We start from the raw sequence: 20,438 nt of genomic DNA, 5'->3' as shown, positions 1-20,438 counted from the left end.
CAGAATTAATGATATTTACGGAATTTAACGGTCATAGGGAAATGAAAAATGCGCAAAAATAAGGTAAAATTACGGGGTCATTATCAAGCGGAGATTTGGAACATGCGAGTATTAAAAATATTCTGCCCTGAATGCGGGGAAAAGGCGATTATTCGTAAATCAAATAGAAAGCATCGTGAAATTTCAGATCTCTATTGTGCATGCAGTGACGTCGAATGCGGCCATACTTATGTGTTAAGCCTGACGTTTGACCATACGATTAGCCCAAGCGCGAAAAGTAATAAAATGATTGGCTCTATGATACAGAATTTAAATCCAGAACAGCGCCAAATGGCGCTAGACTTGTTAAAGTCCAGCCCCGTTTAAAGCTATTTTTCGTTGGTCACTTTCGAGTGACTTTTTTATTTTATGTTTCTCAATTCTGCGTGTGTCCTCTGCGATTTCCATAATCAGCGCTAATACAACTTGGCGCTCTTTATCATTACATAAATCCAAACTCCCAAACCTGGCGATGATTTCTATCCGTTCCAACGCCACTGACGCCTCTAGCATCTACATGATCCTCTTACATAAAATCACTTTACTGGTTATTTATACAGTAAATTTGCCTGGTATGAAAGAGGTAGTTTAAAATTTTTTGATCGATTAGAATTCTGTGCAAATTTTGATAGGGGGTGGTATGGATACTATTTATTCGTTACTAATACTTTTTGTTTTATATTGCATCATTTCTGATTGGTTTATGCACGAATATGGTGAAAAGCTAAACAGTGATAATTTTTATAAATTTAAAATAGGCTCATTTTTCTTTTATCAGGTTAAAGCATTAAAGCCACTAAAGATGCTTGTAAACTTGAATGATAACAATTTAGCTAAGCAACCTATATTTTGGATTGGAATAACTGCCCCCCTAATAATTGCTGGATGGGTTGAATATCAAATTATTATATTAAATCCTGATTTGCTGTCATTTGAAAAAATAGAAGATTTTTTTAAAGCCAGTTCGGCAGCTATTTATATATCAGCGCTAATACCAACTTTAGGGGTAATTATTGCCAATATACATAGAACTATTCAAACAGAAGAGCAAATAAAAAAAACCGAAAAGCAAATAACAATAGCAAAAGATCAGTTTATAATAGCCAGAAAAAAAAATAATCTGGATTTATTCTATTCACATTATAAATATGTAATTGAAAAAATTAGTGAGATTAATATAAAAAAGACCATTAGTTACAAAGAAATAAAGGAATTTTTTAAAGAACTCGTTGGGTCAAAATATGTTGGATATTTAGACAGTGATTTAAAAATAAGTTTTAAAATAGACAATAAAATAAGTCTATATGGTGAGATATTCTACAAAGATAAAAATAATGAAGATTTCGACATAAAGCTAGAACACATTTTTGTGAAGAGATTAGATTCTGAAGTAAAAAAAATGTCTGTACTTTTAAATGACTTTAATTTAAAAGTTAAATATATAAATAGTGGAAGTCCATTAATTATATTATATTCTAATGATGATGATTTTAGTATTTACAATCACTTGGAATCTATTGTTTCAAAGCTAGAAGATTTATTTTATTTATTGAAGGTAGATGTTAATTATGATTTTCCAAAATTAAAAAATTTCATTTATACTAATAAAGCATTTATATCATTAGACTTAGATGAAACGAAATACAAATGTCAGGAGTATTATTCTAAAGATTACGAATACTATGCAGAAAGTTCTATTTTACTTATGAAAATTCATCTTGAGTTATCAGAACTAATTGAAATTACTAATTATTTAATTGAGGAAATTTACAAAATAATAACTACAGATAGTGTTTATGACCCAAGTTTAGATAGTGAGTTAGATTCAATATTATCAAGTGATGAGTTTGAATGGCTTAATTCAAATTTCAGTCAGTTTTCAGATAACTATTATTTATCTAAAACTTTTAATGACTAATGTTTTTTAGTTACAGATAACATTAAGTAAAGGATATTAATATGATAGGAATATCACCAATTGAACAAATGCCAGTAATTATGCTGTTAATCACCATAGCAGTACTTTTTGCTATATCTTATTTAGTAACTGATGCATCCTTAAAAGGAACTAGAGAGGTTTCTTTTGAGATAAAATCAGATAGTCTAGATAAGCAATACTTGTTCTGGCTAGGAATTATAGTACCTATCGGCATCTTCTTTTACCTAGAGTATTTTGTTTTTTTGTCTAATGAGATAGGTTTCAATTCTGCTGGATTTAAAGCTTTTTTTGATGAAAGTAAGCTCCCATTAGGTGTACTAGCCCTATCTCCTATCTTTGGAGTTATAGTTTCTAATATTCATAGAACAATACAGACTGAAAAACAAATTTCCGTTTCTGAGAAGAAAAATATTTCAGATAGTTTTTATGCTCACCATAAATTTATTATTGATGAGTTCAAATCCATTTCGGAAAGATATGGAGATATAGATAAAGGTTTAGTCTTAACAATTTCATCTCCTAATGCACTATATAAAAAAATATATAAGAAATCTAATATTTCTAATGGTGTCAATGAAAATATCAGCAATGAATTCATAAACTCCTTAAATGGTTATTTAGACTTAATTTATTTTGAATTAGGGAGTATCTTACATAAGATAAGTATAAGTGAATCTACCAAAAACAGTAATTTCATTCAAATGGTACAACATCTATCAGAGTTAATCGATGAATTCCTAAAATATTTCCATATACAATGCGGTGAGGATAAACCCGAAAAATATTTAATTAAAAAATTGAGCGGTAAACTAATCGCCTCAAAGAAAATGAGAGATGAATTTAATAAAAAAAACAATAACCTCATTGATGAACTAAAATCATATCAAAGAAGTGACACTATGCTTTATATGATTGAAAATATTGTTTTTTACATCTGGGTAGTCATAAACACGCTTGATAAAATACTAGACATTATAAATTTAAATGATCCAGATGGCATCAATGAAATAAAAAAATTAGTTACAGAAAAATATTACTCAATTACTAATGAACTAAGTGAAGAGGTAATAAAACTATTTGAGCCTATTAAACAACACTATGAATCTAATATCACATAATAGTGGATCTACTTAGCACTTGATTATACCTCCCTTGATGCGATTTCCGTTTCTGCTCCATAGTCACAACCCTTTGAATATGGCCATTCCCGTGAAACCTCACGCTTTGGCCATTCTCTGTATAAACAGCTCCTTTCCATAACGAAAACAACATTGGTTTATCCTTATCTGGGTCAAAAATTATCCCAATCGACTTGGCTGCATCCACAATATTATTGATGGCCACACTTCTATCTTTAACCGTACCGAGAACCTCCGTACAGTTATTGACAGAACTCCAAGGGGCGCTAATCGCGCCATCAAAACCAGCCTCCGCTGTCGCTTCGGCTAACTTCGGCACAATCTGCCAGTTCTTAATACGTGTGATAATTGGGGAGTCGTTACCCACTAAAGTACAGTAAACCCCCTTGATGCAATCGACGGGCTCACCGTAGGCGTTGGTCTTTTCCTCACGCTCATACCAAAGGCGCGCAATAAGGTCAGCACGACGTACAAAGGCACCACCTTGTAATTTCGTGTACTCGCTCCAATTGCTTGTATCTGCCGCTTTGTGGACTTCGGCAAACTCAACATCTAAACCTGTTGATGCTTCGATATCATCACCCATACGACGTAATTCGCGCCATACAGACACAGGCGCACCGCCTATTTGCTGAAACTGTCTAATTTTATGATGTGATGCCCAAGCCGAAACCGAACGCGCCATTTCTTTGGCTTTTTGTCCTGTTTCTTCATCAATTTCATCATCCATCGCATAACCATCAATATTCTTACTGATGTACTTAGCGATATAGCCTGTTGCACTACCTTTCTCTTTGTCGATTGGTTCTACATGAAAACGGGCTTTTAGCGCTTTATAAGATTGCAGTTCTTCTGAATCTTCCAACCGAGCGTAATAACAAAAGATATCGCGCAGCTCGTCGACTTGTTCAGGGCGAACAAATAACAACATGTGCCAATGAGGTGTGCCATCGTGATGAGGTTCGACAACACGAAAGCCAAACACTCGAATGCCAGCTCTTGCATAGGCCGCTCTAATTTTTTGCCAAACGCCACAAAGGTACTTTTGTGTTGCACGTGGATCATTACCCATCCAATTAGTGACAAAGCCGCCTGCTTGGTAAGCTGAATGATATTTTGAAGGTGCAGTGATGGTATAGAACTCGCCCACACAACCCATTTCATCAGCTAAATCCTCAAAGCCACGCATTCGCGCCATCAATTCGCAACGACGAACGGCAGGATTAGCCACGCTACCCAATACCATTTTTGATAAATCAGAACGGTTGCCGTCCTCATCTTCTAACTCAAAATCTTTTAGGTATTGCCAGTTAGCGCGCTTTTGTTCTACCCACCGATGTAATGTCGTTTTAGAAACATAAGGGGACGCTGATTTTTGTACCTGGCCAATCGCAATCGCGAGGTGTTCACGTTTTACATCGCACAAACGTTTTAAACGACGGTACCACCACGCAGCATCAAACATGCGTAGCAGTGCTGCACATAGCTGATCGTCGGTTGGTTTCTTGCGGCCATGGGTGAATTGTTGCCAATAAGGGGGTTGTGTGCCTGATTGAAGCGTTAATTTAGCGATAAATGAATAGGTTTTGTCTAAGCGCTCACGGGCTTCATATTCATTTTTTTGGTCGTTGTTCGCGTATTGCTCTGTTGCTGATTGGTAGTTTTCACTCATAAAGCCAGCAATATCACTGGCTAGTGATTTGATAACCGTTCTATCTAACTGAGCGATATTTTCCAGTTGTTCGATAAAAGGAAATGGCACGTTACCCGATGCATAGTGTTTAAATTCATACTGTTTCATCACACGTTCAAATCGTGGCAATACATTCTTAGCGGTTTTGCGTAAAAATTCATTGGCACGACGACGACCTGATTTTTTAAAGATTTTGGCGTATTTGGTCGCAAAATAGATGGCAAGGAAATCGGGGACATGCGCAATAATTTCATGACGCCACTCTGCATCATCTCTATTAGCATCCCACATAATGCGTTCAGCCAGAGTCGCTGATTTCGGCAACTCTGGCTTATTGGCTTCTTGATGGCGACGTATTGAAATATATACGTCGCTATTGTGTTCCTGCGCTTCAAACATAATTCAGTTCTTGCGCCTGGTGTTCGATATGATTGGCTTCACTTTCTAACAGTTGTGCTATTTGCGCATAATCCAGCTTGTCTTTCATGACTTGATTGGAAAGGCGACGTAAGCGAGAAGCGAAAATAATCGAACGTGTATTCTTTTCATCTTCACGGTTCTGCTTTATGACAGCAAGCATCGTGGTATCTTCGCCATTACCTAAATCATATACAGGTGTAAACATCGGTTCTGGTATATTCATTTATCTGTTTTCCTAAATTTAGCGTGTAAAAAACCCTGACAAATCAATGTCATTAATTTTTGTCGGTTATTTAATTAAGGGGTAAAGCTAAGTTTTTCGGTAAAAATGCGCTAATCGCTTTTATGTGATTAATGGCTTTGACGATATTAAAAATCTCTTTCGTGGTGAGATCTTCAAATTGGCAATCATGGCGGCTCTTATCAATATTCGCCATATAGAAAATAACGCCTAAAAACTTTTTATTTTCTTCGTGATGCTCATTAAAACGGTCGCGCATTTCTTTTATAAAATATTTCAGCTCATCATTTTTTAAACCAAAGTGTTTTGATTTAATTTCTGATGTTTTATTAAGCCCATTAATACGCTGGTCTAATTGCATATATTGGGCGCGTTGTTCTAGCTCTATTGGGTTCTGATACATAATTTCCACCTATATTCTTGCAAGTAAATAGATAGTGGCAAAAACAATTACAGGGATAATCACTTTTAACTCATTGTTAGATTTTGCTTTAAATGAATCGCCCGTAACTTTGTATTTATATTGTTGCTTGTGTGCTTGAGTCATATTGTCCTCACACCATTGATTGGCCAAAACCTACCACCGTATCAATTGCCGATACTAATGCAGGGTTTGAATGAAAACGTTCTGAGATAGTCACGCCAACTAAGGCTAAACAACGGATCGCATTGTTCACGCTTTGCTTAATTTCCGCTGACCTTGTGCTGTTAACATGTACTCCATTAACCATATGGCTGGCTAACTTACCGACCTCTGCAGTTGCCCCTAATAGATAACCTTGCACATTGTTATCACCAATATCTGTCATCGGGACGGATGGCTGGCAATTCAGTTGTTCCAACACACCATCTAATAGTGATGGGTCTTTGGTGGCATTGGTTAGTTTAAACAGGTCTGCACAGGTGACTAAGTGCGGCTGTTCAGGGTTTAGCTTATTGCGTAACATTTGTGGGTTCATGCCGATATCATTCGCAATCTGAGCAAGCTCACCTTTGTGGGATGTGGCAAATGCCCGACAGGCATTATCAAAGTGCGCTTGTTTGGAAACCTGATAATCAAACATGGTTTAAATTCTCCAAAAGCGAATAATCAGTTACGCATTAAGCGAAACATCACAGCCTTTCGATGCATCCGTATAAAGTGCAAGTAGGTTAATTAGTACTTTTCCTCGTTTCATATCGGCAGATTTGCCACGGACAGGCAAACGACCATCGGCAATCATGTCGCGGATGGTTGATTTTGAAAGCCCTGAGTGCTGGCTAAATGCCTCAATTGTGAGGTAAGGGGATGGAATGTTAATTGAAATTGTAGGTCTCATAAGGCAAAATCTCCTATTCGTGTTTTATCCGGTCGCATCCGGTTTTATTCGTCTTTAACTACAAACTAAGGTGAGTCTATTTCGTATTTAACTACAAGTCAAATATATTGTAGCTTTTAGCGAATTTGACAGAATGGCTATGGGAAAATTTCATTTAGAGATGTTTGGCGAAAGCGCGCCAGTTCTTGATCGTATCATTGAAGCTTATGGATTTAGTTCTAAGCTGATGCTCGCACAGCACTTTGAAATGGCTTCAAGTAGTCTTGCAGGTAGATACAAGAGAGATAACTTTCCAGCTGATCTAGTTGTGCGCTGTGTCGCTGAAACAGGCGCTAACCTAGAATGGTTGGCAACAGGCCAAGGCAAAATGTTTGATGAAGAAGAATTAGACGTTTTACGCCTGCCAAAATTTAAAATTATCGATGGCGAGCAATTCAATGCTGGCATGGCCATGTTTGATAAAGTTTTATTCAAGCAGGGTGTTCCATTCCCGAAAGAGCCAATTATGGTTCAAGATGGCCAAGATTATTACATCGTAGATCGCCAATTCGGTGAGGTCTACGATGGTAAATGGTTAGTTCAAATTGATGGCAAGGTTAGCATCAGAGAATTAACCCGAATGCCTATGCAGCGTGTCCGTGTTTCTGGTGTAGGTATGGCGTTTGATTGTGAGTTGAAAGATTTAATAATTATTGGAAAGGTAATAAAGGAAATCAAGGATTACTAATATGAGAGCTATTTTATTAATAATAAAAATATTGATAGTTTCTTTCTTAGTTCTTTTTTTCATAGCTGGCTTAGTTCAGACATTTTCGTCCGAAGAAATTAACCGTACGGTTTCTACCGTTATGTTACTCGTTGTTGTCTCTTTGATTATAGGGCTATCCAAGTGGTGGTTTATCCCTAAGAAAATAAAAAAAGATCAGGGCAACAAGCAACCTAAAAGAAATATGGAAGTAGAGCAATTAGCCGCAAAAGAATTTTCAAATAGAAAACTTACTCAGCAATCACAGGATATAGTGGCAGAACCTGAGATTATCAAAAAAGAACAGGTTACCAATAATGACATAGAGCCAGAAGTAACAACCTATGTTATGAAAAATGGGCAATCACTTATATGGCAAGGAACAACCAAGCCGTTGTCACTACGTCTTAGAGGTGAGGATAGTAAGTTATATGGCATATTTACTAGACTATATCTTTATGAAAATGGCGAGTTTAATCTAGAGCTAACTAACATAGATACTGGTGAAGTATCGACCATAGAAGAAAAAGAAATTATTACCGCTGTTACCATTGGCTCATCTCGTTATGATTTCAAAGAGCTTTGTAGAAAGGTATTTAAATTAGACCTTCATGAGCTTTTTGAGTATGCAAAAGAAATCAGATACGCAGCAAAAGAAATCCATGTAATCGCGGAGTTTTCTCCTATCCCGACAACATTCACTTATCTTTCAAGTTCAGGAAAAACAAAAAGAACTGTTGATATTACTCAATATAAAAAGAATGGATATGGCGATGAGTATGTTGCAGGTTATTGCCATGTAAGGAATGAAAATAGGACTTTTGCAGTTGGAAAAATTCAAACGATGATGGCAAGTGAAGGCCATAAAAAATATTATTTTCATGATTGGTTAATTGAAGTGGCTAAATATGACTAATAAACTAGATGAGATTTATCAAAGTAAAAAAAACTACTATATACTATTTTTTATCATGGTGGCTATTTCTGAAGTTTCTATTATGATTTTTTATTATAGTGACTTTGTTATTTTCATTAAAAAGCCTATGAATATTGGAATTACATACATTGAACAGATTTCATTGTTTATATTTTTCTCATTATTATTAACTGTGTTTTTTTTGAAGCTATATATTATTGATAATAAAAAAAAGAAGATTGACGATCGTATCGAGATGAGACTGATAAGTGTTTTTCTTGGTGTTTCTTATATTGTTTTTTTAACATTTATACATTTTGAATTGGCTCAAATATTATCTTTAGAGCTTAAAGAATTAGTTTCTTTTTATGCTGTGATATCTGGTTCTTTGTATGGGGTTCTTATATCATCCTTGTTCTATATAATTAAAGAAGTTTCAAATAAATTCTTTAAAGTTAAAAATAAATTTTTAAGATGTATCATAATTAAACTTAAAAGAAAGAAAAGTGTTACGCAACTATTAATGATGTTGATATTACTTTCCGTATTTTCATTATTTATAATACCAATCTCTGAATTTAATAATGGTCTTGATTATTATTTATTGGTTTTTGGTATTATTTTTTCCTCATCAGTATCTAATACATTAACCTCAAAATAATTAATGACAATAAAAAAACAACCTGACGGACGTTGGCAAGTTGAGCTTTATCCTAACGGGCGAACAGGTAGACGAATAAGAAAGTTATTCACCACAAAAGGTGAAGCCATCGCCTATGAGCGCCATATCGTTGAGCAGACGGAAGATAAGCCGTGGCTGGGCGAGAAGCAGGATAGACGCAAGCTGACTGAATTAGTGGATACCTGGTATCGTGCACATGGTGTGACGTTAGGGGATGGTGAGAAACGCCAATCACTTATGATTTTTGCTTGTGATGCAATGGGTGACCCGCTAGCGACTGAATTTAATGCCAAGATGTTTTCGGTATACCGTGAAAAGCGCTTAAGCGGTGAAATAACCCGTACTGAACGTTTAAAAACAGTCACACCTCGTACTGTCAATTTAGAGTTGGCGTATTTTAGAGCCATGTTTAATGAGTTGATTCGCCTTGATGAGTGGGGCTTAGAACATCCATTAGCTAAAGTTCGTTCTTATAAAACCGACGAACAGGAAATGGCATTTTTAACTGATGATGAAATTAAGCTGTTATTGACTGAGTGTGAAAATAGCTCATCGGCTGATTTAATTCATGTCGTTAAAATTTGCTTAGCAACAGGGGCAAGATGGTCGGAAGCTGAGAATTTAACTGCCATACAGATTCGAAATAATACGGTGACTTTTACCAAGACAAAAGGGAAGCGCAACCGTTCTATTCCTATCAGCGAAGAATTAATTGCAGAGTTACCGAAAGTGAAAGGCTCAAAGCGGTTATTTAAATCCTGTTATTCTGCGTTTCGTTCAGCGTTAAAGCGCACAGGTATTGAGTTACCCGAACGGCAATCATCACATGTTTTACGCCACACTTTTGCATCTCACTTTATGATGTCAGGTGGAAATATTTTAGTATTACAAAGAATCCTTGGGCATACCGATATCAAAATGACAATGCGGTATGCCCATTTCGCCCCAGATCATCTTAATGATGCACTGGTTTATAATCCTTTGGTAAGGCAAAAGATATGAGTTTCATTGTATATGTTGTAGCTGTCGGATTTTTTATCCGTTGGATGATAAGGCATAAGGGAAAGTTCACTTTAAATGAAGAGAGCTTGCATAAACAATGGCTCTTTCGGCTAGCTGTGATTTTCCCAATTATCAGTAGTTTATATTTTATGGTGTGTTTAGGCTCTGACTATCCATTTAAACATGATGCTGATGGATATAATAATTTTTTAGAAATTAATAAATTTTCATTGGGGATTCTAGCATTATCACCAATATTGGGTGCTTTTGTTGTGTATGCACATCGTTCCTACCAAACAGAACTTCAAATAAAAACAGCTAAAGAACAATTAGAAGAAGCACAAAAGAAAAATAGGATAGATATTTATTTTTCTAAAAGAAAATTTATTAATGAACAATTATCTTCAATTATAACTGTTAATGATGAAAAAATCACAAAGTTCACATCGTTACATATATCTGCATTTAAAACATATAATTATGAAGATAAAATGGCAAAATGTTTATCGGATGAAATTGAAAGTAATATAATAAAATTTAATCAGCTAACGCTATTCTCCGCTGGGTTTAGTACACTGGATATTTTTAGTTTACTTGAGGATTACGATGAAAATCAAAATTTAATACATAAAGATAAGATGAAGTTTCTAGATGTTGATTTATATTTGAATAATATAAAAAATATATTTTATATAGAGAAAAAAAGCTCATTAATTAATGATTACGATAAGTGGCTAAGTGAAGGCTCGCCGCTTTATAAAAAAATGAAAACTGTAAATAATGAGTTTGATTTTGAATATTATCCTGATGTTAAAAATGGTTATATCACTCTTTATAGTAACTCACTTTACTTTGTAGAGGATATTGTAAATATAATTTCAGAGATTATGGTTGTTTTATATCCAGATGAAGATATTAATATTCTTTTACCTAGTTTGAATGACATTAAAAACAAAATTAAAGATATCCAAAAAGATTTAAGTAATCTCTATTAATTTAAATTGGCGACAAACTGGCGGCAGAGAACCAGAACCCTCCTGAATAACCAATAGTTACCGTTTTCTATCCTTTTGATAAATATGTAATTTATTGATTTATAAAGGGTAGGGAACGTACTCATAATCGATTGGTCGCTGGTTCAAGTCCAGCAGGGGCCACCAAATTTATCAAGGAGTTAGGTGTTAATCATCTAACTCCTTTTTGTTTTTACCTCATTATCGTGAGTGTTTAACTCACAATCTAACTGGCTGTGAGTCTTCGGTTTTAACATTTTAAAAATCAATTTCAACACTTATCGTTAGGAAAACAGTGAAATTGTTTTTGCCGTTCAACGTGTTCTGCCTTTATCCATCCTATTTTATCCGCAATAGGAAAGAATAAAGAGTGTATAACGTAAATGGCGACAAAAATTCTGAAAAAATGGAAAACGGACATAAAAAAATGTTTTTTATATGTTGATTCGATAAATCACTAAGCGTTGGAGTAAAATATTCTTTAAATGCGCATTTAAAGAATATTAAACTGCACCGTCAAAGTGGTTAATCCCTGTGGAATTAAATGTTAATCTAATAGTGTGTTTTTATTTTTATTAATCAATGAGTTGTTTCATTTTTTCTGTGTGAAATATTTGGTTACATAGTTTATTTCTATGTACATTAGAACTTACTGGGCTTATCGCAGTTTGGTCTATTTTTTGCTCGATGATTGTTTTGTTATGATTCGTTTTTGGTGTTTTTCTGAAATTATATAGCGATATTTCAACCCGTTTACGCTAAGTCACTTATCCTAGAGAGATACAAACCAGCCCTCAGGTTTACATATCATTCATCAGATTTTATTATCCTTCAAGTAAATCTTACCGTGCGCACTGGCTGAGATGACGGAAATTAATCGATAATTATGTCGACTTAACCCAATTTGTCATTCTGGATAAAGGATATCGCTATGCCAACTCCATGTTATATTTCCATTGAGGGAAAAACCCAAGGCAACATCACTGCCGGTGCATTTACTGCCGATTCAGTGGGTAACATCTATGTACAAGGTCATGAAGACCAGATGCTGGTGCAAGAATTTTCTCATGTTGTGACTGTACCGACTGACCCACAATCCGGCCAGCCTTCAGGCCAACGTGCGCACAAGCCGTTCCGTTTCACCGTGGCGTTAAATAAAGCCGTTCCACTGCTGTATAACGCCTTAGCGTCTGGCGAAATGCTGCCGAAAGTGGAACTGAAATGGTACCGCACATCGGTTGAAGGGAAGCAAGAGCATTTCTTCACCACCACATTAACGGATGCGACTATCGTGAATATCGATTGCCAAATGCCACACTGCCAAGACCCCGCGAAAGCGGATTTCACGCAGTTAATCGAAGTCTCTCTGTCTTACCGTAAAATCGATTGGGAACACACCGTTGCAGGCACATCCGGTGCTGATGACTGGCGTGCGCCGCTCGAAGCGTAAGTTCAAATTTAGCGAGCCTTTCGAGGCTCGTTTGCGTTTTTAGCTTTTTCTTCCGTAGAGGAAATTCCCATGTCTTGGACAGACCCCAATAAAAACAAACGACTTGGCAGCCCCGAAAATAACCCACTTATTCACGGTGGTGGGTATGCGGGTGGCAGAACCTATGCACAAGACCAAGCCTTGCAAGAAGCCCATGGGCAACTGCTAGAGCGTATTATGAGTGGCGAAATGGGGACAGGATTGGTATTCACTTGCACAATTGGTGGGTTACCTGAAAATACCTTTCAAGTGACCCAGTTTGATTTACAAGAAGGGCTTTCCCAGCTCTTTTCACTGTCGATTCAGGCGGTCAGCCCGCTACCCGAGATTGATTTTCAAACGGTACTGGGTGTGGCCTCTTCGTTGACTGTAAAGCGAGATGGAAAAATTCTTCGCACGGTACAAGGCATTTTAGCCGGGGCAGAGCAAGGCAATACCGATGGGGTTAAAACCTGGTATCACTTTGTGATACGCCCCGAAATGTGGGTGATGACGCTTAAGCAGGACAGCCGCATTTTCCAAAATATGACGGTGCCGAACATTCTTGAGACGCTATTAAGCGAGTCTCACATCAAATTTGATAAGCAGTTTTACCACCCTGAAGAGCATCTAAAACGCGAGTATATCACCCAAAAGCGTGAAACGATGTATGAGTTCTGGTGCCGCCTCGCTGCCGAAGAAGGGATTAATTACTGGTTCGAAGAAGGCCCACAACTGTTTTACAGTGATCGTCATTTAGGCATGAAAGCGGGGATATCGCTCACCTATAATCCGCAATCTGAAACGGATATCACCGACAGCACCGCCACCACATGGCGCTATGCCGAGCAGTTGTGCAGCGATATTCGCGTGGATAAAGACTACAATCAACTCAGGCCCTCTTACCCGCTGAGTCATCAAGTCACTGGGGAAGTGCATCAACAACATGAAATCTTTGAAAGCTATGGTCGCTTTCAAGAAGATGCGCAGGGGCAACCTTTTAACCAAATTCGCTACGAACAATCACAAAACCAGCGGCAAGTAGGAACGGCTACGACGAACTGCATTGAGTTAGCACCGGGGCGTATTTTTACCTTGTCTAACCATCCTAGCCCTCGAATGAATACGACGTGGCAAGTGATTAGCGTATCCCACCACGGCGTGCAGCCCCTTGCCGATAACAGTGGCGGTGAAGGCACCCAACTGAGCAACCAGCTTTCCTTTATCCCCAGCACCCAAGAGTGGCGACCGCCCTATCGGTATAAACCCACAGCGGATGGGGATGAGCTGGCTACCGTTGTCGGGCCACCGGGTGAAGAAATTTACACCAACTCACAAGGGGCGGTTACGGTCTATTTCCATTGGGACAGGCGCGGCAAACCTGACCATAGCGCGTCTTGTTGGGTGCGAGTCGCCCACGGTTGGAACGGCGATGGCTTTGGGTTTATGTCCATCCCCAGAATTGGGCAGGAAGTGATTATTTCCTATCTTAACAATGATATAGATAAACCGATTATTACAGGCTGTACCTATAATGGCCGTAATCGACCGCCCATTGATTTACCGAAACACAAAACACGCACGACATTTCGCACCAAAACCCACAAAGGGGATGGCTTTAATGAGTTGCGTTTTGAAGATGAAGCAGGCCAAGAAGAAATCTATCTGCATGCGCAAAAGAATTTGGCCATCAATGTGCTGAACTCACGGGGTGAACGGATTAATTACGACCGGACAACCAGTATTGGTCATAACGATGAACTGGTTGTTGCCAGTAATCGGACCGTGACGGTTGAAGGTAATCAAGCGCACAAAACAACCGGTAACTACCAAGATAAAGTGGAAGGAGACCACCACCTTTCGGTTGAGGGGGATTTGGTTAAGGCAATACAAGGTGTGGTCAGCGTGAATGCACAAGGGGATATCACCTTACAAAGCAGCAGTAAAATCACGTTAAAAGTGGGCGGAAGCTTTGTCGTTGTTCACAGCGGTGGCGTGGATATTAAAGGACCGGCGATAAACTTAAATTCAGGGGGAAGCCCTGGGGATATCCTGCAAGCAACTAACCCTGCGGTACTTAAAGCCGCTGCGAGCAGTGGCGCGGCCTTTGTGGCGCATTGTCCCATGAAGGAAGGGCAAGAGGAGGCGGAAAATGGTTAAACCTGAAACGTGCTATGCCGTTATCGATGCAGCTTCCGAGCCCGATGTCTTTAATTTGTTCGCCGAGCACGAACCGCCGGCGAGTTGCCTATACAGCGAACCGATTCAACCTGAAATTGTGTCATTAGCGCCCTATTTAGTGGAAGTGACCGAAGAGGTGCAACGCTGGTTAAGTACGCGAGAGACGCCTTGGGGAATTTATGTTTATACGCACGCAACCATGCGTGAGTTACGTCAGCATCTGCGCAAATACTTGATGGTGATGATACCGGGACAAGAAAAGCCGGTCTTTTGGCGTTTTTATGACCCTCGCAATGTGTGGGATGTGCTTGGAACCTTTGATAATTGGCGATTGCATGTGTTTTTAGGTCCTATCACGAAACTGAAGACATTGCTATGGGGAGAGGAAACGGCTTCCCGCTTTGAGCGTGAGCGCCGTGGATTTCCGGATAATGCGAAGCTTGGGGGCAAGCTGATGCGTTTTACCCCCATTCAATATGATGCAGTAAATCTCGTTTTTGAACGCCAATTTTTAGACCAGTTAATTTACTTTTTTATTCACGCCAAAAGTATGAGTTATCAATCACAAATGGATTTTTCATTAGAGGATTGGGTTGTCAGTGCGTTTGAACGACCAGCACCGAGAGCACAAAAAATACAAGAGCGTTATGGTGAAACCACTTGGCGGCAAAATTGGCAATTAGCGAGTGATTTGTCGTCATTTTGTCAGCACCACAGAATTGATGATAAACATTCCTATCAGTTAATTGCCTATATGCTGGCATTATACCAAATTTATCGAATTGAAGATGTTCCTGAAGAATGGCGTGTGTCTTTAGCTAATGAAACGGGCTCCGGAAATTATCGGGTACATAGTTTGGCTAGTCGTATCTTAAATATGTTGCCAGACTTAACAAAGGAAAATGGACAATGAGTGATAAATTAATATCACCTAAAGTAGGGTGTGCAACGCAAACGTGTGACATACCGGAACCTTGTTATCTGGATTTACTTGTCAAAGACACCTCAAAGGATAAGGTGATTTTAGAGTGGCGAGGTGTGGATGTTATATCACTGGAAACAGTGATTGATGAGGGAAAGGGGGTTCCATTAGAAATCCTGCTCAATGATAAGAAACATAATAATGCTCAGCATGAAGCAATACTCACTTCTAAGAACTATGAACAAACACTGAATTTGGGCTCTTCTCAATCGGTTTCGATTTTCTATAATGCAAGTCGTGATGCGGGTACTTTTAGCGCAAGTAATTTACTCAATACCTTTGTCAATATGTTAGCACCGATTGACGCGTTCAAGTCGCCTAGAAGGTACAATATTACAGCGACTAATTGTCTTGGTACGAAACAAGATTGGTTCTTTGATGTTATTCCTTCGGTGAAGTTTGGGTTCTCTGTCAATTTTAGTTACTCCTTTCAAACTCGAGAAGCGAATGATAAAGAGCGAAAAGATAAGCAAATTAGTAAATTAAAATCAGAACGACTCAAGGGAGGGCCTGGAAAAAATACTTTACCGAAGAAGCTGAATAAGTACCATAAAGGCTGGACATTAGCGCCGATCCCATTTGTCAAAACGACCTCACTAGGTATTGATGTCGGCTTTTTTTATGAGCTAGCAGGGCATCCCTATAATTTAACGCCCATTAAGCAAATAAGCGAAACAAAAACGTTTCTTGATGACTTGTCAGGTATATTGAAAGTCAGTCAAATTATTAATGATATCGAAACAAAATTGTTATATCAGCAAAAAGGTAAATTGACCCCTTTCGCCGATAAATATCCTATTTTCTCTTTCGATTTCTCAGATATCGAGATTGGATTAACCTTCTTTATGGAGAATGTGACTCAGCGTGATTCAGCTCGATTAGTTTGTGCATTAGAAGGGAAGCCTTTTTGGGGCGGGTCATTTAAAATTGATGTTTTGCAAGTACTTGCGCTTTATGGTGGCAAAGCCTTGAGCAGCGGTATAAGTAAGTTACGTGAAGCTTTAGAAGAAAGGAAAAAAGGTAAAGATAAATTTAGTGCGGGTATTAATATTGATATTACTTTCTCTTTTGCTGTTCACTGTTTTGTGGGGATGGCTCAAACTCCTGACAAGCAACAAGAGTTTGCATTTGATGGTGATAATAAGTTTGAGGTAGGCTTTAAAGCCGATGCGGGTGCTTATATCAAAGCCAATGTCCTTTTTTTAGAAGCGTGTTTTGAATTTCATCTACGATTTGAAACAAAAGGTGCACTTGCTTTAGATGCCCATGATGATGGAATAGACTTAGTACTTTGTCATGATGGTATTGTGCTGAAATTTCAATTTACAGCGGATGTTTCTATTTTAGGAGGAGATGATGACGCCATTTATGAAGGTGCACCTCTTGAAGCTGAATGGACTATTTATCAGTTTGCAGATCCTCTAGCACTTACCGAGTCGGATATTCGTTTTAATTTAACAGGGCAAGCTAGAAAAGTGCCTGAAAGACAACGACCGGAATTAACCGCACTTACTTCAGCAGTCAATGCCGTACCGACATCCATTGCAGGCGCGGCTATAAATAATACTTTTGAAAAAGGGTAATTATGAAACTAAGCAACTTACTGTGTATGACGACAATCTTAATATTAGGAAATATGTCTATGAGTTATGCCGATGATAATGACTTTCTTATTCGTACTTCTGTCGATATGAAATACGCATTTTGTGATGTTAAAACCAATGGGGTAAGTGGAACTAATAACCGCTCAGGTCTTGTGAGTGGCGGATTAGGCTTTGGTACGACAAGCACAAACTCGATGATAATGATGCGTAATGGTGAGAATACTATTACCATTGAGATGGCATCACCAAATTGGTTTTCAACTAAAGAGGTACCAAAAGATAAACTCAATCAATTTAATCCGAATGCAAAATGTGAGATTACGGTCAATAAAATAACGGATAATGGCGATATTATTCCATTAACAACGCTACTGGTTAAAATTAATGAAAAAGGTGAGCCAGAAGCGTATCAAGGTGATGGTCTGGACAGACACGTAGAGAAAAAATTGATTCAAGCCCCCAATACAGAAAAAGTGCATCAGAATAAAATACGCCAGAATATTCGGCCCAATAAATACCCACGCGATATGACTGTATTCCAATTTAATAAAAAAATAAGTATGGCGGGGTTACCAGAATGGGAATGGGTAAACGCTGAAAGGTACCAAGATACCTCAGAACAACGCAAACTGTTACAAGCCGCATATTTAGAACTCTGGGCTGCTTTTAATCAAAAAGATTTATCAAAAATAAAACACATATTGGCTCCTTCACTAAAAATTTGGGTGGAAACAACCGGGGGGACGATCGATAAGCAATTTGAATCCCGTGAATTCGCAGAAAAATTTAAGCAAAAAGAATTTACAATGATCCCGCTTAATTGGGATAACTTTGAGCCCCTAATTATGAATGATGGAAAAATGGTGAGGTTAGTTTATAAAGAAGATTTTGATTACTCACCTATATCATATAGTCATATTAATAGTACTACCAATAGAACGTTTGTCGGATTTTATTCTCCTATATTTTCCTTAGTAAATGGAAAATTCATTCCCGTTATATAGCTAACATTATGCCAAACATTATCCTTATTGGTGATTCTGATACAGGCCATGGAAAACATGGCCCTACCCATGTGATTACAGGTTCACCAACGGTAAAAGTCGATGGCAAGGCAGTGGCTCGGCAAGGAGATGCGTTAGCGCCCCACGGTGGGCATTCAAGAACTATCGTTGGTGGTTCAAGTAGTGTATTTATTGATGGTAAGCCTGCGGCCAGAACAGGTGATACAGTAAGTTGCGGTGGCGTATTAATTGGTAATTCAACGGTAAAAATTGGTTAGGTTTTATCAATGTTTGGGCAGAGGATTAATAAATCCTTTTATAATTTATTTTTGATAAATATTAGTTTTACTAGGATAATTTTCAATGCGGTATTTCGGATATTGAATATCAATTGGTTGAAAAGAAATCCTTGTTTGCTTATCCCGCTGGAACACCTGTGGCCTCTTTACCCAAACAAAGGGATACGGTAGTCAAACATCGTGGGATTGATTATTTGGCTTCACAGCAGATAAAATTTAATGCGGCGTTTGAGGCAGCTTTGCAAGATGCGTTAGCTTGTACGGTACTGCGTGATGGAGAGCTTGTGCTGAGCTTTGAAGTCGAAGCGGGTATTTTTGCAGGTGATCCTCTGGGGCAATCTATCCCATCCATTTATTGGTATTACTTGGTAGACCGTCTAAAAGGCGAGATTGCGCCATTGCGTTACCGGAATGGTGATCCTGATGATAAACTTTATGGCTGTATTGATGAGGAAAGCACCGAATGACGAGTTTATATACGGCAACAAAGCACCCAGAGCAATTAGAAACCACACCATTAATTGCACAAAGTCATCACTACGATGACCCGTTGGAACCTCAAAAGCTGGTGTTTTTAGATGCAGTCAATGAACAGCGTTGTGTGATTAACTCCCCACAGCGAAATAGCCAGCTCACCAACACGATACCTTTTTTTATCGTGCTCTTAGTAATGGCATTTTATACGCTGTTCGGGTTTATTGAAAACCATAAGTCAAATTATTTTACCCTTCAAGATAGGTCTAGCTACTACAATGAAAAATATGGGGTAGATAAGTTACCAAAAGAGTTATCGCGATATTTGCCATATATGAAAGCTAAGGAAATCAGTCTTGGAACATATTTGGTCGATTACTATACTGATAAAATTTATAAAAATGATAAGATTAAGATATTGATGATAATTGGCTGGTTAATTTTTTTCCCCGGCTTTTTGTGGCTATTGGGTTATCTCTCTTTCTTCACTCCTCCGGTTTACCTTATTGCGGATAGGCAAAGAGGAATACTGTATAGCTATGGGATGGGGAAAGTTCGTTTAACGCGCTATGAAGATGCACAATTCGGCTATGCAGGTAAAATGCTGGCGATTAAACTGTATGGCATTGATGAAAAAACAGGGCAATTGAAAACGATCCTCTACCGCCCGAATGTCTCACATTACTCCAGTTTCCTGACCAGCACCGACAGTGAAAACCATCGTTTTATCACGTTTCTCAATGCTTATATGCAAGAGGGGCGAGATGCCGTTTCGTCTGTCGATTACCAAGCTCGTAAACCCTTTTTGTTTTTTGGTAAAAACCCCCTTCCTGCTGATTTTGAGCAACAGGTCGAACAGCTTTTAGCAAAGCTTGATCAGGAGAAAAAACGCAATGCGTAGTCTTGTGAACGGCAGAAAACTCATTTTAAAAAATGATACGACGAATACCGGTGGTACGGTGCTGACAGCTTCTTCTCTCGCCAAGCAAACCCAAGGTGTCGCCTGTGTGGGCGACTCGGTTTATTGTCCTTCATGTAAAAAAAACGGCACTATCGTTGAAGGTGATAGCTTAATGAAAATTAATGGTATCCCTGTTGCGCTAGAAGGTCACAAAGTCGCTTGTGGATGTTCTGGGGGCTGTGTGCTTGTTGCTGTAGGCTAAATGTTAATGTGTTTTAACTTCTCATATAGGTCGCATATCATTGTCACGTGTTGCTGCTTTACTTTGGTTACTCGTTAGTGAGATAAAACTAACCGTTTAAATGGCAAGAATTGAA

24 protein-coding genes are annotated in these 20,438 nt (G+C 38.2%); 17 read left to right on the top strand and 7 right to left on the bottom strand.

Features of this window, described 5'->3' with window-relative positions:
* Positions 1-48 precede the first annotated feature (48 nt).
* Positions 49-366, top strand: coding sequence for an ogr/Delta-like zinc finger family protein (locus P3L40_RS17830; RefSeq protein WP_162617359.1), 318 nt, complete (start codon positions 49-51; stop codon positions 364-366).
* On the opposite strand, the gene P3L40_RS17825 is transcribed toward P3L40_RS17830, so the two are convergent.
* Complete coding sequence (locus P3L40_RS17825) at positions 346-552, bottom strand: hypothetical protein (protein ID WP_072502799.1); 207 nt, start codon at positions 550-552, stop codon at positions 346-348. The genes P3L40_RS17830 and P3L40_RS17825 overlap by 21 nt on opposite strands.
* Positions 553-679: 127 nt before the next feature.
* Between P3L40_RS17825 and P3L40_RS17820 the strand changes: the two genes are divergently transcribed.
* Together P3L40_RS17820 and P3L40_RS17815 are read left to right on the top strand one after the other, a co-directional pair.
* A complete protein-coding gene (locus P3L40_RS17820) occupies positions 680-1,957 on the top strand; it encodes a hypothetical protein (RefSeq protein WP_210853341.1) in 1,278 nt (425 codons plus the stop codon).
* Positions 1,958-1,998: 41 nt separating this feature from the next.
* On the top strand, positions 1,999-3,096 hold the full coding sequence (locus P3L40_RS17815; protein WP_210853343.1) for a hypothetical protein: 1,098 nt from the start codon (positions 1,999-2,001) through the stop codon (positions 3,094-3,096).
* On the opposite strand, the gene P3L40_RS17810 is transcribed toward P3L40_RS17815, so the two are convergent.
* The 6 genes from P3L40_RS17810 to P3L40_RS17785 all read right to left on the bottom strand — a co-directional run bounded on the left by P3L40_RS17810 (position 3,089) and on the right by P3L40_RS17785 (position 6,790).
* Positions 3,089-5,209: a replication endonuclease gene (locus P3L40_RS17810; RefSeq protein ID WP_210853345.1), complete on the bottom strand. Its 2,121-nt coding sequence runs from the start codon at positions 5,207-5,209 to the stop codon at positions 3,089-3,091. The genes P3L40_RS17815 and P3L40_RS17810 overlap by 8 nt on opposite strands.
* Positions 5,202-5,453: a DUF2732 family protein gene (locus P3L40_RS17805; protein WP_239465976.1), complete on the bottom strand. Its 252-nt coding sequence runs from the start codon at positions 5,451-5,453 to the stop codon at positions 5,202-5,204. The genes P3L40_RS17810 and P3L40_RS17805 overlap by 8 nt, the downstream gene beginning before the upstream one ends.
* Before the next feature lie 70 nt (positions 5,454-5,523).
* The gene (locus tag P3L40_RS17800) at positions 5,524-5,874 is read right to left on the bottom strand and encodes a DUF5347 family protein (protein WP_109911412.1); all 351 of its coding nucleotides are present in this window, start codon (positions 5,872-5,874) and stop codon (positions 5,524-5,526) included.
* 9 nt (positions 5,875-5,883) lie between these two features.
* Complete coding sequence (locus P3L40_RS17795; RefSeq protein ID WP_272693285.1) at positions 5,884-6,018, bottom strand: hypothetical protein; 135 nt, start codon at positions 6,016-6,018, stop codon at positions 5,884-5,886.
* A 7-nt stretch (positions 6,019-6,025) separates the two neighbouring features.
* Complete coding sequence (locus P3L40_RS17790; RefSeq protein ID WP_210853347.1) at positions 6,026-6,535, bottom strand: phage regulatory CII family protein; 510 nt, start codon at positions 6,533-6,535, stop codon at positions 6,026-6,028.
* A gap of 30 nt (positions 6,536-6,565) precedes the next feature.
* Positions 6,566-6,790 (bottom strand): regulator, encoded by a 225-nt coding sequence (locus P3L40_RS17785; protein ID WP_072502806.1) that lies wholly within the window; start codon positions 6,788-6,790, stop codon positions 6,566-6,568.
* 139 nt (positions 6,791-6,929) lie between these two features.
* On the opposite strand from P3L40_RS17785, the gene P3L40_RS17780 reads away from it, so the two are divergent.
* The 14 genes from P3L40_RS17780 to P3L40_RS17715 all read left to right on the top strand — a co-directional run bounded on the left by P3L40_RS17780 (position 6,930) and on the right by P3L40_RS17715 (position 20,323).
* Positions 6,930-7,517 carry a phage repressor protein CI gene (locus tag P3L40_RS17780; protein ID WP_210853357.1) on the top strand — a complete coding sequence of 196 codons (588 nt, stop codon included), beginning with the start codon at positions 6,930-6,932 and terminating at the stop codon, positions 7,515-7,517.
* A 1-nt stretch (position 7,518) separates the two neighbouring features.
* A complete protein-coding gene (locus tag P3L40_RS17775; protein ID WP_210853349.1) occupies positions 7,519-8,451 on the top strand; it encodes a hypothetical protein in 933 nt (310 codons plus the stop codon).
* A complete protein-coding gene (locus P3L40_RS17770; RefSeq protein WP_196718200.1) occupies positions 8,444-9,112 on the top strand; it encodes a hypothetical protein in 669 nt (222 codons plus the stop codon). The genes P3L40_RS17775 and P3L40_RS17770 overlap by 8 nt, the downstream gene beginning before the upstream one ends.
* 3 nt (positions 9,113-9,115) lie before the next feature.
* Entirely contained in the window at positions 9,116-10,135 is a 1,020-nt protein-coding gene (locus P3L40_RS17765) for a tyrosine-type recombinase/integrase (protein ID WP_210853351.1), read from the top strand.
* A complete protein-coding gene (locus P3L40_RS17760; RefSeq protein ID WP_210853353.1) occupies positions 10,132-11,130 on the top strand; it encodes a hypothetical protein in 999 nt (332 codons plus the stop codon). Before P3L40_RS17765 ends, P3L40_RS17760 begins: the two co-directional genes overlap by 4 nt.
* 949 nt (positions 11,131-12,079) lie before the next feature.
* Positions 12,080-12,598: an Hcp family type VI secretion system effector gene (locus tag P3L40_RS17755; RefSeq protein ID WP_004246976.1), complete on the top strand. Its 519-nt coding sequence runs from the start codon at positions 12,080-12,082 to the stop codon at positions 12,596-12,598.
* A gap of 69 nt (positions 12,599-12,667) precedes the next feature.
* Positions 12,668-14,776: a type VI secretion system Vgr family protein gene (locus tag P3L40_RS17750; RefSeq protein ID WP_316927981.1), complete on the top strand. Its 2,109-nt coding sequence runs from the start codon at positions 12,668-12,670 to the stop codon at positions 14,774-14,776.
* Positions 14,769-15,710, top strand: a complete 942-nt coding sequence (locus P3L40_RS17745; RefSeq protein ID WP_316927984.1) for a DUF4123 domain-containing protein — start codon at positions 14,769-14,771, stop codon at positions 15,708-15,710. Before P3L40_RS17750 ends, P3L40_RS17745 begins: the two co-directional genes overlap by 8 nt.
* Positions 15,707-17,362: a hypothetical protein gene (locus P3L40_RS17740; RefSeq protein ID WP_136135584.1), complete on the top strand. Its 1,656-nt coding sequence runs from the start codon at positions 15,707-15,709 to the stop codon at positions 17,360-17,362. The genes P3L40_RS17745 and P3L40_RS17740 overlap by 4 nt, the downstream gene beginning before the upstream one ends.
* Positions 17,363-17,421: 59 nt before the next feature.
* Positions 17,422-18,387 carry a nuclear transport factor 2 family protein gene (locus P3L40_RS17735; RefSeq protein WP_136135585.1) on the top strand — a complete coding sequence of 322 codons (966 nt, stop codon included), beginning with the start codon at positions 17,422-17,424 and terminating at the stop codon, positions 18,385-18,387.
* An 8-nt stretch (positions 18,388-18,395) separates the two neighbouring features.
* Positions 18,396-18,665, top strand: coding sequence for a type VI secretion system PAAR protein (locus tag P3L40_RS17730; RefSeq protein ID WP_004256880.1), 270 nt, complete (start codon positions 18,396-18,398; stop codon positions 18,663-18,665).
* Between the two features lie 113 nt (positions 18,666-18,778).
* Positions 18,779-19,153 (top strand): hypothetical protein, encoded by a 375-nt coding sequence (locus P3L40_RS17725; RefSeq protein WP_228677441.1) that lies wholly within the window; start codon positions 18,779-18,781, stop codon positions 19,151-19,153.
* Positions 19,150-20,061 (top strand): hypothetical protein, encoded by a 912-nt coding sequence (locus P3L40_RS17720; RefSeq protein WP_136135586.1) that lies wholly within the window; start codon positions 19,150-19,152, stop codon positions 20,059-20,061. Before P3L40_RS17725 ends, P3L40_RS17720 begins: the two co-directional genes overlap by 4 nt.
* A complete protein-coding gene (locus P3L40_RS17715) occupies positions 20,054-20,323 on the top strand; it encodes a PAAR domain-containing protein (protein ID WP_112307762.1) in 270 nt (89 codons plus the stop codon). The genes P3L40_RS17720 and P3L40_RS17715 overlap by 8 nt, the downstream gene beginning before the upstream one ends.
* Positions 20,324-20,438 lie beyond the last annotated feature (115 nt).

Origin of the sequence: Providencia sp. PROV040, from assembly GCF_032706145.1 — a bacterium.
Lineage (GTDB): Bacteria > Pseudomonadota > Gammaproteobacteria > Enterobacterales > Enterobacteriaceae > Providencia > Providencia hangzhouensis.
Note: the sequence above shows the minus strand (reverse complement) of the source record. Positions and strands in the feature narration are given on the sequence as shown.